Raw genomic sequence first — 14,753 nt, 5'->3', positions numbered from 1 at the left:
CCCCAAGCCCGCCCAGCCGCCCCGCCGCCATGGCCACGCTCAGCCCAAGCAGGCCCAACACGCCCGCCGCCGCCAGCGCCACCAGCAATGCCCCCGCCAGCCGCGCCGCTCGATCCGGCTTGAACACCCCGAAATGGGCATGCATCAGCCACTGGAACAGCCCACCGAATACGATGAAAGCCGCCGCAAAGCCGATGAGGTAATCGCCGAATACTTCTGGCGTCGCCAGCCGGGTGAACACCGCCACCGAAACCAGATTGAGCACAGCCGCCGCCAGCCGCGACACCAGATAAAGCGAAGCATGTCTGTCGCTCAAACCCGGCGCCGATCGGTAAATACAGGTCCGTACGTAGTATCCACCAGACTTAACCCTCTATCCGTCACAACAATGACAATGCCGGATAAATCAATGCAAGCTGTGGCCGCTGCGTATTACGGAGGCGGCCAGATTGACCACAGGCAATGTTCGCAATATCGGGCCAATGATCATGCTGGTCCGCGCCCTTGGCGGCGGTGGCGCACAGAGCGACGCGATCGAATTGGCCAATGGCCTGCGCGCCGCCGGCTGGCCCATCCTGATCGCCACGCTCGACAGCAGCGGCCCGCTGGCGCGGCGCATCGCCCCCGGGGTGCCGCTGCTCGATCTGGGGCAGGGCCGCAAGCTGCGCATGGCCCGCGCGCTGCCCGCCCTCGTCACCATGATGCGAACGCTGCAGCCCGCCGCCGTCATCGCCTCCGAAGCCGCCGGCAATTGCCTGCTCGCCTTCGCCGCCTCCCGGCTCGACCAAGCCATCCGCCCCAAAATCGTGCTGCGCGAGGTCGCCGCGCCTCGTGCCGCCCGCCGCGCCGATCCCTATTGGCAAAACCGGCTGGCCTATCGCCTGGCGCCCCGGCTTTATCCGCTGGCCGACCGCGTCGTCAGCCCCACCGCCGCCGTGCGCGACGAGCTGATCGCCCATTTCGGCGTCCCCCCCGATCGCGCCGTCAGCCTGGGCACCAATGCCGTGCTCAGCACCGCCCGCCTGGCCCAGCTTGCCACCCCCGTCCCCCGCGCCAACGATCTCATCGTCGCCGTCGGCCGCCTCTCCCCCGAAAAGGACTTCGCCACCCTCATCAATGCCTTTGCCATGGTGCGGCACACGCGCCGGCTGCGCCTCCATATCCTGGGCGAAGGCAGCGAACGCCCCGCCCTCGAACGGCTGGTCGGCAAGCTCTCGCTGCACGATAGCATCGAGCTGCCTGGCTTCGTGCCCGATCCGCTGCCGCGCCTGCAACACGCCCGGCTCTTCGTGTCCTCCTCCCGCCATGAAGGCTTCGGCAATGCTATCGTCGAAGCCCTGGCCTGCGGCACCCCCGTTATCGCTACCGACGCGCCCCATGGCCCGCGCGAAATCCTGGGCCCCCTCCAGGCCCTGGTGCCGGTCGGCAATCCCGCCTTGCTGGCCGAGGCTATTCTTGAAGCTCTCGATCAACCCGTCGATCACGCCGCCCTGCGCCGCCGCGCCGCCGATTTTACCACCGAGCGAACCGTCGAAGCCTTTGCCGCGATGCTGGGCGGCATGGGGCTCAGGCCCGCCGTCATTCCCATGCACGAGACCACACCATGATCGATTGGACCGATCCCCTTGCCGGCGCATCGCGGCGGCTGGCCCGCGCCGTGCCGTTCCGGCCATTCCGGCTGGCGCTGGAGCGGCCCGTGGTCTCGTTCAGCTTCGACGATTTCCCCCTCTCGGCCGCCGACAATGCCGCGCCGCTGCTCGAAGCCCATAATGCCCGCGGCACCTTCTATTTTGCCGATCGGCTGGCTGGCGATTTCGAAAATGGCCAGCTGATCGCCGGCCCAGATGTGGCCGCAAATTTGGCGAGAAATCGCCATGAAATTGGGGGACACACCAGCAACCACATCAATGTCCAGCGCGTTGCGCCGGACCAACTCATTGCCGATGTTGCTGCCAATACATCGGCAATCGCGGCGCTGAGCGGGCAGGCGCCGACCTCCTTCGCCTACCCGTTCGGCGTCGTGTCGCTCAATGCCAAGCGCCTGCTGGCCCCTCGATTCGCCGGCCTGCGCGGCATTCAGCCCGGCATTAATCGCGGCTGGATCGATCTGGCCCATTTGCATGCGCAGGAGCTGTACGATGTGTCGGGCGATCTCGACAGCATCGGCCAACTGCTCGACGGCCTGCAACGCAGCGGCGGCTGGCTGATCTTTTACACCCATGATGTTCGCCCCGATCCCAGCCCCATCGGCTGCTCGCCCGCCCGCTTTGGCGCGGTGCTCGATATGGTGCGCCGCCGCGATCTGGCCATCGAGACCGTCGCCGAAACCCTGCATCAGATCGGGGCCCGGCCGGCATCATGACGCGCCTCAAAGCCATCACGCCGATGCAGCGTGCCGACGTGCCCGAAGTCGCGGCCCTGTTCCAGCGCGTCTTCCGCAAGGGCGCCGCGCCCAGTGCCGAATTCCTCCTCTATTTCGAGGAAAGTTTCTTCGGCTCCCCGCTCCATAGCGAGGCCGAGGGGAGCCTCGTCCATCGCGACCCCGACGGCGCCATCGACAGCGCCCTGCTGGTCATCCCCATGCAGGTCCGGGCCAACGGTCACGTCCTTACCGGCCGGCTGATGAGCAATTACATGACCGACCCGGCCAAGCGCACGCGCGGCGGCGCCGATATGGTGCTGACCATCCGCGCCCGCAATCAGGCCTTCTGTTTCTCCGACAGCGCCAATCCGCTCAGCGCCGATCACTGGAAGGCCGTGGGCGGCCATGTCCTGCCCATCCAGAGCCTGGATTGGCGCCATGTCCTGCGCCCTGCCGGCTGGTTCGCCACCCGCGCCGCCGCCAGGCTCCCGCCACAACTGGCGCGCCTCGCCAGCCTTCTCGCCAAGCCCATAGACGCCGCCCTCCGCCGCCTCATGCCCAGCCTCGTGCCACCAGACGGGCAGGGGGCCGCCATCTCGCGCGCCGACTTCATCGCCGCCGCACCAAGTCTGGTCGAACGCTTCGCCGTCCACCCCGTCTGGAGCGCCCCCGAATTGGGCTGGATGCTGGACATGGCCGCACTCAACACCATTACCGGCCCGCTGACCCTGCGCCAGGTGCGCGACGAAAACGGCACGCTCGCCGGCTGCAGCGTCTTCTATGCCCGCCCCGGCGGCGTGGCGCACGTCCTCAACATTCTGGCGTGCCGGGGGCGGGAGGGCGCCATCATCGCCGATCTGCTCGCCCATGCCGATGCCATCGGTTGCGTTGGCGTGCAGGGCATGGCGCAACCCTTCCTCATGGAAGCTCTATGCCGCCGCAAGGGCGTAAGCTTCGTGCCCCGCGGCTTCTACTGCATCTCCACCCGCGATCCCGCCATTGTCGATGCCGCCCAGCGCGGCGATGTCTATCTTGGGGGGCTGCTAGGCGAAGACTGGAGCCGCCTGGTCACCGACTTTCACGATTGAACCGACGCAGCACAAAGGTCATTGTGCGCCCCGACCAAACACTGCCCGAGGGCAAGCATGACCATCTCCGCCCCGGCAGCGCGCCCGCGCTTTGCCATTATCGACATCGCTCGCGGCGTCGCCATCATCGCCATGATCGCCTATCACCTGTGCTGGGATCTCAGCTATTTCCGCTTCATCGCTGCCGATGTGGGCTACGATCCGCAATGGGTGGTGATCGCCCGCACCATTCTCTCGGTCTTCCTGTTCCTCGTCGGCGTGGGGCTGGTACTCGGCCATGGCCGGGCCATCCGCTGGCGCGCCTTCTGGAAGCGCTGGGCCTTCGTCGCCGCTGGTGCCGCCATCATCACCATCGCCACCTGGTTCGCCTTCCCCGATAGCTTCGTCTATTTCGGCGTGCTGCATGCCATCGCGCTGTTCAGCCTCATGGCGCTGCCCTTCCTGCGCGCCCCGCTCTGGCTGGTGGCCCTGGTCGCTATCGCCGTCATCGGCGCCCATTTCGCCTATGCCGATCCCCTGTTCAACGCCAAGACCTGGTCAATCCTCGGCTTCTGGACCGTGCCGCCCCCCGCCAATGATCTGGTCCCGATCTTCCCCTGGTTCGGCCTCGTCCTGCTTGGCGTCATCGCCACCCGCCTGCTGCTGGCCTCCCCACTGGCCGATAGGCTCGCCGCGATCCAGCCCAAAAACCGTCTCGCCACCACGCTGGCCGGCGCCGGCCGCTGGAGCCTGCTCATCTATTTGCTGCATCAGCCGCTGCTGCTCGCCGTGCTGTTCCCGCTGGCCTCGCTGACCCATCCCGAAATCGCCATGCGATCAGCCGATTTCCTCAAATCCTGCCAGCAGACCTGCACCACGGGCGGCACCTCTGCGCCGCTCTGCGTCACCTATTGCCAATGCGGCCTTGAGGGCGTGGAAAAAGACGATTTGTGGAACGCCATCTATACCGGCCAGGTCACCGCCGCCGAGCAGGCCCAGCTCGATGCCAATAACCGGCAATGCTCCGCTTTGATCTATCCGGAGCTCAATCTGCCGCAATGAAGGCGCCATTGCGCGTCATCGGGGTCGGACTTTGCATTTTTTGCTTAGATTCGATCTTGAATGGCAGCGCGAATGAGCGTTTTCTATTGGTGCGAGTTGATTTGTCCTAGTCCCGAATGTGCGTTTCTCCCGCATTCGCCTGGATCCACACATTTATATATTGAAGTCTGGATACTTCCTTGACCACCAATAAGGCTGGCCGCGTCCGATCACGCGGCGATGCACGGGCCCATGTGGCCGCCGCTCACGCTGGAAAGGGTGAGGGAACCCTGCTGCGGATTGCCAAATTCTCCTTCCGCCATCCCTGGCAGGCGGCCGCCGCCGTGGGCGCCACCATCGTGGCCTCGGTCTTGCAGCTGATGATCCCGCGCCTATTGGGCCATGCGGTCGATCAGGCCCAGGGCATCCTGGCCATCGGCGCGGGTGATGCCCAGCAAGCGCTGATGTGGAGCGCCATCCTGCTGCTCACCGTCTCGGTGGCGCGCGGCGTCTTCACCCTGCTGCAGAACTATTATTCGGAATCGGTGGGCCATTATATCGGCTACGAGCTGCGCCTGGCCTTTTACGAAAAGATCCAGCGCCTCTCCTATTCCTATCACGACAAGGTCCATACCGGCGATCTCATCACCATCGGCCTGCTCGATCTGGATGGCGTGCGCATGTTCTTCGCCACCGGCATGGTGCGCGTTGTGCTGCTCTCGGTGCTGATCGGGGTTGGCGCCTATATGCTGCTCACCACCGATGTGCTGCTGGGTCTGCTCAGCCTGAGCTTTGTGCCCTTCGTCGCCTGGCGCTCCTCGGTTGCCCAGCTCACCCTGCGCAAGACCTGGCTGGTTTTGCAGGAAAAGCTCTCCGGCCTCACCCGCGTCATGGAAGAAAATCTCGCCGGCATTCGCGTCGTCCGCGCCTTTTCCGGCCAGAAATTCGAAATGACCAAGTTCAACGTCGCCTCGGCCGAAGCGCTTGAGCTGGCTCATGAACGCGTCGGCGTGCGCGTCCGCAACACCTCGGCCATGACCGCATCCTTCTTCACCGCCATGGGCCTCGTGCTCTGGTTTGGCGGCAACAAGGTCATTGCGGGCGATATGAGTGTGGGCACGCTCGCCAGCTTCCTCACCTTCATGACCATATTGCAAATGCCGGTGCGCCAGCTCGGCCTCATGGTCAATTCCTTTGCCCGCGCCTCCACCTGCGGCGACCGCTTCTTTGCCTTTCTCGATGAGCCGCTGGAAATCGACGACAAACCGGGCGCCACCGAGCTCAAGGTGACCAAGGGCACGCTCAAATTCGACGATGTGCATTTCACCTATCCCGGCGCCAATCACCCCACGCTCGATGGCGTGAGCTTCGAGGCCAAGGCCGGCCAGACCATCGGCATTGTCGGCGCCCCCGGCAGCGGCAAGTCGACCCTCGCCCATCTCATCCCGCGCTTTTATGATCTCAGCGGCGGCAAGATCACCATCGATGGCCAGGATGTCAGCGAAGTGACGCTGCAATCTTTGCGCCGCGCCGTGGCCGTGGTGCAGCAGGATTCATTCCTTTTCACCACCACGATCGAAAACAACATTGCCTATGGCGATCCCTGGGCCAAGGAAACCAAGATCGAGCGGGCCGCCGAAAGCGCCCAATTGCATAATTACATCATGGGCCTGCCCACCGACTACGATACGGTCGTGGGTGAACGCGGTGTCTCCCTCTCGGGTGGTCAGCGCCAGCGCCTCGCCATTGCGCGTAGCCTGGTGCTCAAGCCCGCCGTCATGGTGTTCGACGATTCCACCGCCGCCATCGATGCCGGCACCGAACACCGCATCCGCAGCGCCATTCGCCGTTACGCGAGCAATCGGGTCACCCTGATCATCTCCCATCGCCTCTCATCGCTGCTCCACGCCGATACCATCCTCTTCCTCGAGAACGGTAAAATCGTCGAACGCGGCAGCCACGAGGAATTGCTGGCCAAGGGCGGCCGCTATCGCGCGCTCTATGACCTGCAGACCCGCCCCACAGATGACGTCGAAATCGGGAGCGCCGCACAATGAGCGTGATGGATGAAGAACGCGAAGTTGCAGCCTTTCCCGGCCAGCGCCCCCCGCGCGCCAGCGTCGGCTCCCACCGCATCGAAGAAGAAGTCTTCGGCGCCGCCTATGACCCCAAGACCATCCGGCGCATCTGGGCTTTCGTGCACCCCTATCGCAAGCGCATCTACCTCTCGGTGGCGGCGGTGCTCATCTTCACCATCACCCAATTGGCCATTCCGCTGATCATCGGCTGGGCCATCGATAGTGGCATGACCAAGGGCGGCAGCACCGCCAATCTGGCCTGGGCCGTGCTCGCCTTCGCCGTTGCCGTGCTGTTCAATTTCGGCGCCTCCTATATTCAGGAAACCGAAGTCGGCCAGGTCGCCGAAAACGTGCTGTTCGACATGCGCCGCGCCATGTTCGCCCAGCTCCAGCGTGTCTCGCTCAGCTTCATGGACAAGACCGAAGTCGGCCGCCTGATGAGCCGGCTGCAGGGCGACGTCAATTCCATGCAGGAATTCCTCGAAACCTCGGTGATTTCGGTCGGCGATATGGTGCTGCTGGTCGGCATTGTCGTCGTGCTGCTGACGCTCGATTTCCGGCTGGGCCTGCTCACCCTCTCCACTATGCCCATCCTGTTCATCGTGCGCATCTTCTGGCTGCCCCCGGCCAAGCGCGCCTTCATGGCCGCCCACGAGACCAATTCGGTCACTGCCGGCGCCATGGCCGAAGGCATTCATGGCGTCCGCACTGTGCAGAATCTGGATCGCCAGAAGGTCAATTTCGACCTCTATGACGACAAGGCCCACACCAACCTTTTGACCCAGCTGACCGGCTCGCGCTTCGCCCAGGTCATGGTCCCCATCGTCGATAGTCTTACCGGCATTGCCATGGCGGTGGTCGTGGTCGTCGGCGGCTCGCTCGTGCTCAATGGCGGGCTCGAAATCGGCGTCGTCGTGGCGTTCCTCTTTTATATCCAGCGCTTTTTCGACCCGATCCGCTCGCTCACCATGCAATATTCCATCATGCAGCGCGCCATGACCTCGGGTCGCCGCATCACCGAAGTGCTCGACGTGCCGGTCTCCATCGAGGACAAGCCCGACGCCAAAGTGCTGACCGGCGACATGGATGGCTCGGTCGAGTTCAAGGACGTGACCTTCGGCTATCGCGAAGATCGCCCCGTGCTCAAGAATGTCAGCTTCAAGGTCAATCCCGGCGAAACCGTCGCTCTGGTCGGCCCCACCGGCTCGGGCAAAACCTCCGCCATGTCCCTGGTCCACCGCTTCTACGAAGTGCAGTCCGGCGAAATTCTCGTGGGCGGCCATGACGTGCGCGATGTCACCCAGGAATCCCTGGGCGAACAGGTCGCCATGGTGCTGCAGGAGCCGTTCCTCTTCACCGGCACGGTGTTCGAAAACATCCGCTACAACAAGGCATCAGCCACGCGTGACGATGTCATCGCTGCGGCCAAGGCCGTGGGCGCGCATGATTTCATCACCCAGATGCCCGGCGGCTATGATGCCGTGCTCGAACAGCGCGGCTCCAACCTCTCGCTGGGCCAGCGCCAATTGCTCAGCTTCGCCCGCGCCCTCGTCGCCGACGCCAAAATCCTGGTGCTCGACGAAGCCACCGCCAATATCGACAGCTACACCGAACGGCAGATTCAGAAGGCCCTGCTGACCCTGCTCGAAGGCCGCACCGGCATGGTGATCGCCCACCGCCTCGCCACCATCCGCGGCGCCGATCGCATCATCGTGCTGCAAAATGGCGAGCTGATCGAAACCGGCAATCACGACCAGCTCATGGAAAAGCACGGCCTCTACGCCAAGCTCTACAACATGAACTATGCCAGCTTCGACGACATCCCCGACGAGCTGGTCTCCCAGGCCAACGCCAAGGCCGCCAGCACCTGATAGCAGACGGCTCGGGAGCCCCAATCCAATCCCCTCCCCCTTGAGGGGAGGGCTCAGCTTTTCGCTAGCGAAAAGCGGGGGTGGGGGTGCTGCGGCCTCCAGATACTCGATATGTGTTGTGACCTCAGCACCCCCACCCTCAATCCCTCCCCTCAAGGGGGAGGGAGGCGCATCGAGGCTCCCCAACCAACAAATATTAGCGAGCCACCCCAAGGAGCAGGGGCTGACGAACGTCTCACCCCTGCTAAACTCGCCAAACCAGTTCCGAGGGTCCCTCCATGCGTCTTGCCATTCTTGCCGCCGTGCTGCTCGCCACCACGCCCGTCTTTGCCCTTGAGGCCGTCACCTATAAGGGCACGCTGGGCGGCCACGACATCGTGGCCGAGCTGGTCGCGCCTGCAGCCGGGCAGTTGACCGGCCGCTACAGCTACCTGGCCAAGGGTGGCGATATCCCGCTCGACGCCAATGGCAGCGTCGGCACCGCGATCAGTATGCTGGAAGAAGCCCCTTGCACCCAAACCACCTGCACCGAGAACCAATATGGCGATGTCGTGCCGCCCACCGGCGGCATCTGGTCGGTGACGCTCTCCGGCGATGGCAGCCTCACCGGCGACTGGACGCCCACGGACAAGTCCAAGAGCCTGCCCATCACCCTCACCGAAATCGGCCGTCGCACGCTGCCCGAGGCTGCCGAAATCACCCCCTATGGCCTGCGTGACAGCACCTTCGAGCTGTTCTACGGCGACGGCGCAATCTTTGCCCCCCACACCGCGCCCTACGAATTCGCCAAGATGGAAGTGGTGATGGCGGAGGGCGCCAGTGAAACGCTGGAAGGCTCCACCTTCCGCTATGTCACCGATCCGCGCACGAAATTTCCCTTTCCGCGTATTCTGTCCCTGTCCGACGGCTCCTCGACCCAGCTTGCCAACGAGGCGCTGGAACGCCGCCACGCCGCGCTCAGTTTCTTCGCTTTCGATTGCATGGCCCAGGTCTATGCCGGCTTCGGCGCCAATGAATATTCCCTGGGCCTGAACGAGGGCACGCTGGGCCAATATGACGAGGAAAGCATCGTGCTCTCCTATCTGTCGCCCACTGTGCTCAATTGGGTGGAATCCGGCAGCACCTATTGCACCGGCGCCCACCCCAACAATCACAGCGACACCCATATCGTCGATACCAGGACCGGCGAGCCCTTTGCCTTGGCCAATATATTCAAGGGCTGGGTGGCGACCATGAAGGTCGGCGGCGCCGATGGCGAGATCGACCAGCAGGCCGCGCGCCAGGCGCCGCAGGATTATTACTGGGGTGCCGACCAGGAGCTGATCGACTATGTCATCGCCAACCGCGTCTCGAGCGGCGACGAACAATTCGAGGACGAGTGCGGCATCAACGACCTCATCGCCTCAAACCTCGCCCTGCGCTTCGTCCCCGGCGATGCTGTGCTCTTCACCCTCGAAGGCCTCCCCCACGTCAACTTCGCCTGCAGCGAAGACCTGCTGACGGTAAAGCTCAGCGACATCCCCGAACTCCTCACCCCCACCGCTAAGGACTATTTCCCCTCGCTGCAATAGGAGCTTCGGCCTCCCCCAGTCACCACAGACCCTCCACCCCACAATGTCATTCCCGCGCAGGCGGGAACCTCCGTTCCGGGATGCCAAGGCAAGTAAACAGAGGTCCCCGCGTTCGCAGGGATGACACGGCGATTAGTTGAGGATCCAGGTCATCCCCAATCCCTCCTCCCCTCCGCTCTCCCTCGGGCTCGACCCGAGGGCCACTCGCCACTTGTGCCGCCCTCGGGTCAAGCCCGAGGGAGAGCGGTGACATTGAGGGCAATGGTGGCAAGCTCCCCACGGTGTCATTCCCGCGAAAGCGGGAACCTCCGTTTAGGGCGCTGAAGAACGCAAACAGAGGTCCCCGCTTTTGCGGGGATGACATTGTGGTTGGAGGGCAGCGAAGAGCTCACCTATCCCTCTTATCCCCCACCCCCAACCCTCCCGCATACTCCCTCCATCTTCCGGGACACGGGCGGCGCTGCAGCGACGAGCGTCCGGAGGCCAGCCGGGGGAGTGGGGGTCGCGCTCCGCTCCGGGTCGAGCGGACGAGGCAATCGGGCGGGCGCTACGGCAAACGCTGGGGTCTGCGATCGCGCCGTCCGAAAAAGTCCCGGCACCCCGAGGCGACGTCCGTCTCATTTTTAATCCCTTACGAGGCGAAAGCCGTCTCGGGGTCCGTCCGTCCATTCGATAACCGCAGCACAGGCGGCGCTTTGTCATGGGCATCCCCTCTTGCCGCATCCGTCATGGCGTCGCCTGCGCGATCAGCGCATGACAGTGCCAGATTGGGGAAAGTCAGATGAGTCTGCTCATTGGCGCCGCCATGCTGGTGGCGGTATTCGCAACATCGATGATATCGGGCATTTTCGGCATGGCGGGCGGGCTGATCCTGCTCGGCATTTTCCTGCTCATCCTGCCCGTGGGCACCGCCATTGCAGTCCAGGGCATCATCCAGCTCATCGCCAATGGCTCGCGCGCCTTCTTCTCCCGCGCCTATATCGATTGGCGCGTCTTGGGCATCATGACGCTCGGCCTGCTGACTGCCGCGGCCGTGCTCTTCATCGTCCGCTACACGCCCGATCTCGCCACCGTCTGCATCACCATTGGCCTCTTGCCCATCCTGCTCTGGATTCCACAATCCTGGCTGGCGCTCGATGCGTCCAAGCCCCATCACGCCTTCATCTGCGGCTTGCTCGGTGGCGGCATTAATCTGGCCGTCGGCGTCGCCGGCCCCACCATCGATATGTTCTTCATCCGCACCCCCATGGACCGGCGCACCATCATCGCCACCAAGGCCGCCGCCCAGGTGGTCAATCACGCCGGCAAGATTCTGTTCTATTGGAACGCCACCATGGTGCTGGCCCCCGGCGAATGGGCCGCCGTGGCGCTCGCCGCGCCCTTCGCCATCCTCGGCACCAGCGCCGGTCACTGGGTCCTCCAACACCTTACCGACGCCAATTTCAAGCGCTGGACCCGCCTGATCGTCACCGCCATCGGCATTTTCTACCTCACCCGCGGCATCTTGCTCGTGATCTAGGCGATTGGTTGGAGACATAAACTATGGTTATGGTGCCGCCCATCTGGGGAGATGACATGGCACCATTCGATAGCGTCACGGCGCGCCTCATCCTGCTGTTGGCCGAAACCGGCTCCATCGGCCGGGCGGCCGAGCGCGAAGGCATCGCCACCTCCGCCGTCAGCCGGCGCGTGTCCGATCTCGAAAGCCGGCTGGGCGTAGTGTTGTTCGATCGCTCCGCCCATGGCGTCAAGCTCACCACGGCCGGCGCCGCCTATGCCGAAGGCTGCCGCACTGTGCTGCGCGCCATTGCCGATCTCGATGCCGTCATGGCCGATTTCGGCTCCGGCCAGCGCGGTAGCCTGCGCCTGGCCTGCACCAGCGCTGCCCTCACCGGGCGCCTGCCCGAATTGCTTGCCCGCTATGCCCTCAAACATCCCGGCATCGCCCTCGACATCCAGGAAATGGGCGCCGCCAAGGGCCTGGTGGCGCTGGACGAAGGCAGGGCCGATATCGCCATCGTCTCCGACAATTACGATTTCACCCGCTTCGAGATCAAACCCTTCGAGGATGACCGCGTCTGGGTCCTCGCCCCGCCTGACCATCCCCTCGCCGCCCGCATCGAGCCACGCAAGGACATCGCCTTCGAAGCCGTGCTGAGCCACCCCATTGTCGGCAGCCACCATGCCGGCTCGCTCGATCGCCTCCTGGGCGACGCCGCTACCAAGGCCGGCAAACCCTTCGCAGAAAGCGTACGCGTCGAAAGCTTCCCCGCTCTGGTTCGCATGGTCGAAGCCGGCTTCGGCATCGGCTTCTTGCGCTCCACCAGCCTGCATCTGCTCGCCGGCACCGATCTCGTCTGTGCCCCCCTGGCCGAGCCCTGGGCCCTGCGCCAATTGCTCGTCGCCCGCCGCAAATCCAGCCCCCTCTCCGCCGCCATGAAAAGCTTCATTGCGCTGTGCAGCGAAACTTACTCCCCTGCCGTCTAACTGAAGTATTCTCGGCTTTCGCCTCCCTCCCCCTTGAGGGGAGGGAATGAGGGAGGGGGTCGGCGACTTTTGCGCATGAGCCGCAACGACCCCCTCCCCGGCCCTCCCCTCAAGGGGGAGGGAGGCACGACCCAACACCATTGCGACACTAAAGCTCTTTCGTCCTCGCCCATGCAGTCTTATGAGTGAAACCATGATCCAGCGGCGCAGCATGGCAAGAGAGTTCGGGACGGCCCTGGCCGTCTTGGCCATCTATTTGCTGACGATTTTGGCCCCGCTGCACCAGGCCCGCGCCAGCCAGCTCGATTTTGCCAAGCTCGGCTACGAAACGATAAATACCGGCTGGGTGCTCTGCTCCGCCACCGACACCAGCGGCGACAGCGACATCACCATCGCCAAATGCCCCGCCGCCGGCATCGGCAAGAACGATCTGGTCCTGCCGGTTTTTGCCAGCCTCGATCTGGGCACGCCCACCATCGCCGCCGTCCCCACCGGTATCACCCAACAGGCCAAAATCCTCCTGCCGCGCCAAATCGCGCCGGGCGGGCCGAGGGCGCCTCCGGTTCAGCTCTGATCCACCGGCCCCATCGGGGCCAATCGAGCTGATCTTTTTTCCGGAAACCCACATCATGATCCGAATTCTGTTCTCCGCCGCCCTCGCGGCCATCCTCGCCCTTTCCGTCCCCGCTTTCGCGCATGATGGCACCACCCATCTGGGTCCCATCAACATTTCCCAGCCCTTCAGCCGCGCCACCCTGCCCAATGCCCCGGTCGGCGGCGGCTTCTTCACCATCGAGAACACCGGCGCCGAAGCCGATCGCCTCGTCTCGGTCACCTCGCCCGCTTCCCCCGATGTGCAGATTCACGAAATGGCCATGCAGGGCGACGTGATGAAAATGCGCAAGCTCTCCGATGGGCTTGAGATCGGCCCGGGCGAAACCGTCACGCTTTCCCCCGGCGGCTTGCATCTGATGTTCATGGGCATCACCCAGCGTTTCGTCGAAGGCGAAACTATCCCGGTGACGCTGACCTTTGAAAAGGCCGGCACCGTCGAGCTGGAATTGCCGGTGCTGAGCCCGGCCGCCGCTGCGCCCGCCGATCACGCTGGTCATTGAGGAAGCATTATGAGTCTCAAAACCATCCGCATCCTGCTCTGGGCCGGCGTTGCCGTCATGGCCGTCTTTTTGGCCGGCGCCACCTTCCTGCTGCGCCAGCCCGGCGCCACCGCCACGGCCTCGACCGGCTTTGGCGGGGGCACCTATTCGCTGGTCGATCAGCGCGGTCAGCCCGTCGATCAGACCATGTTCCAGGGCCATCCTTCGGCGCTGTTCTTCGGCTTCACCCATTGCCCCGAAGTGTGCCCCACCACCATGGCCGAAATGTCCACCTGGTTCGAAGCCCTGGGCGATGAGGGCAAGAACCTGCAGGCCTATTTCGTCACCGTCGATCCCGAGCGCGACACGCCCGAAATCCTCGGCGATTATGTCAGCTGGGTCTCCGATCGCATCACCGGCGTCACCGGCAGCCCGGAAGAAATCGCCAAGATCGTCAAGGCCTGGGGCGTCTATGCCGCCAAAATCCCGCTCGAAGGCGATGACTATACCATGGACCACACCGCCTCGGTCTTCCTGCTCGATACCAAGGGCGAATTCCAGGGCACTATCGCCTACGGCGAGGACAGCGCCACCGCCATTGGCAAGCTGCGCAATCTGCTGGCAAAGTCCTGATCCCTGCGCCCGGCCGATCACTCTTCGGCCGGGTACTCATGCCGACCAATCCGGAGCCGCCCCATGAAGCCATCGATTTCCATCATCACCATCGGCGTCGATGAGCTGGAGCGCGCCTTCGCCTTCTATCGCGCCCTGTTCGAAATCGCCGATGAGCAGATCGGGGCAGGGGAGGATCACGTCGCCTTCTTCTTCGACGATGCTTTTTCCTTCGTGCTGTTCCCGCGCGAACAGATCGCCCAAACCGCCGGCAAGGATGTCGCCGTGCCCGGCACACCGGGCTTCGTACTCAGCCACAAGGCCGACAGCGCCGAGGCGGTCGACGCGATCCTCGACCGTGTCCTGGTCGCCGGCGGCTCGGTCATCACGCCCGGCACCCAATCGGAATGGGGCTATTCCGCCTATTTCGAAGACACCGAAGGCAATGTCTGGGAACTAATGGCCTCCCCGCCAGTCAATTGATCGGGGCAGGGCGCTACGCAGCCCTAAAACCCGCCACCCGTCGTGAACCCGCCATGCTTGCGCGTCCCAACCGACCCGGTGCGCGGC

14 protein-coding genes are annotated in these 14,753 nt (G+C 64.1%); 13 read left to right on the top strand and 1 reads right to left on the bottom strand.

The window, feature by feature from the left end:
- The coding region (locus tag ACI3KW_RS22890) for a hypothetical protein (protein WP_404850005.1) at positions 1-316 on the bottom strand (316 nt) is incomplete at its 3' end.
- Positions 317-449: 133 nt separating this feature from the next.
- Here ACI3KW_RS22890 and ACI3KW_RS22885 point away from each other — a divergent pair.
- From ACI3KW_RS22885 to ACI3KW_RS22825, 13 genes are all read left to right on the top strand, one after another.
- Entirely contained in the window at positions 450-1,607 is a 1,158-nt protein-coding gene (locus ACI3KW_RS22885) for a glycosyltransferase (RefSeq protein WP_404850004.1), read from the top strand.
- Complete coding sequence (locus ACI3KW_RS22880; protein ID WP_404850003.1) at positions 1,604-2,362, top strand: polysaccharide deacetylase family protein; 759 nt, start codon at positions 1,604-1,606, stop codon at positions 2,360-2,362. Before ACI3KW_RS22885 ends, ACI3KW_RS22880 begins: the two co-directional genes overlap by 4 nt.
- Complete coding sequence (locus ACI3KW_RS22875; protein WP_404850002.1) at positions 2,359-3,450, top strand: GNAT family N-acetyltransferase; 1,092 nt, start codon at positions 2,359-2,361, stop codon at positions 3,448-3,450. The genes ACI3KW_RS22880 and ACI3KW_RS22875 overlap by 4 nt, the downstream gene beginning before the upstream one ends.
- Before the next feature lie 57 nt (positions 3,451-3,507).
- Positions 3,508-4,491, top strand: coding sequence for a DUF1624 domain-containing protein (locus tag ACI3KW_RS22870; RefSeq protein WP_404850001.1), 984 nt, complete (start codon positions 3,508-3,510; stop codon positions 4,489-4,491).
- A gap of 179 nt (positions 4,492-4,670) precedes the next feature.
- Positions 4,671-6,527: an ABC transporter ATP-binding protein gene (locus tag ACI3KW_RS22865; protein WP_404850000.1), complete on the top strand. Its 1,857-nt coding sequence runs from the start codon at positions 4,671-4,673 to the stop codon at positions 6,525-6,527.
- A complete protein-coding gene (locus tag ACI3KW_RS22860) occupies positions 6,524-8,419 on the top strand; it encodes an ABC transporter ATP-binding protein (protein WP_404849999.1) in 1,896 nt (631 codons plus the stop codon). Before ACI3KW_RS22865 ends, ACI3KW_RS22860 begins: the two co-directional genes overlap by 4 nt.
- Positions 8,420-8,697: 278 nt before the next feature.
- Positions 8,698-9,990: a hypothetical protein gene (locus ACI3KW_RS22855; protein ID WP_404849998.1), complete on the top strand. Its 1,293-nt coding sequence runs from the start codon at positions 8,698-8,700 to the stop codon at positions 9,988-9,990.
- Between the two features lie 781 nt (positions 9,991-10,771).
- Positions 10,772-11,509 carry a TSUP family transporter gene (locus tag ACI3KW_RS22850; RefSeq protein ID WP_404849997.1) on the top strand — a complete coding sequence of 246 codons (738 nt, stop codon included), beginning with the start codon at positions 10,772-10,774 and terminating at the stop codon, positions 11,507-11,509.
- A 56-nt stretch (positions 11,510-11,565) separates the two neighbouring features.
- Positions 11,566-12,477 carry a LysR family transcriptional regulator gene (locus ACI3KW_RS22845; RefSeq protein ID WP_404849996.1) on the top strand — a complete coding sequence of 304 codons (912 nt, stop codon included), beginning with the start codon at positions 11,566-11,568 and terminating at the stop codon, positions 12,475-12,477.
- Between the two features lie 181 nt (positions 12,478-12,658).
- Positions 12,659-13,051, top strand: coding sequence for a hypothetical protein (locus ACI3KW_RS22840; RefSeq protein ID WP_404849995.1), 393 nt, complete (start codon positions 12,659-12,661; stop codon positions 13,049-13,051).
- Between the two features lie 55 nt (positions 13,052-13,106).
- Positions 13,107-13,592: a copper chaperone PCu(A)C gene (locus ACI3KW_RS22835; RefSeq protein WP_262170006.1), complete on the top strand. Its 486-nt coding sequence runs from the start codon at positions 13,107-13,109 to the stop codon at positions 13,590-13,592.
- A gap of 9 nt (positions 13,593-13,601) precedes the next feature.
- Positions 13,602-14,204, top strand: coding sequence for an SCO family protein (locus tag ACI3KW_RS22830; RefSeq protein WP_262170005.1), 603 nt, complete (start codon positions 13,602-13,604; stop codon positions 14,202-14,204).
- Between the two features lie 63 nt (positions 14,205-14,267).
- On the top strand, positions 14,268-14,666 hold the full coding sequence (locus ACI3KW_RS22825; protein ID WP_113121276.1) for a VOC family protein: 399 nt from the start codon (positions 14,268-14,270) through the stop codon (positions 14,664-14,666).
- Positions 14,667-14,753: the final 87 nt, after the last annotated feature.

The organism is Devosia sp. ZW T5_3 (genome assembly GCF_044987315.1).
In the GTDB taxonomy this organism is placed as follows: domain Bacteria; phylum Pseudomonadota; class Alphaproteobacteria; order Rhizobiales; family Devosiaceae; genus Devosia.
Note: the sequence above shows the minus strand (reverse complement) of the source record. Positions and strands in the feature narration are given on the sequence as shown.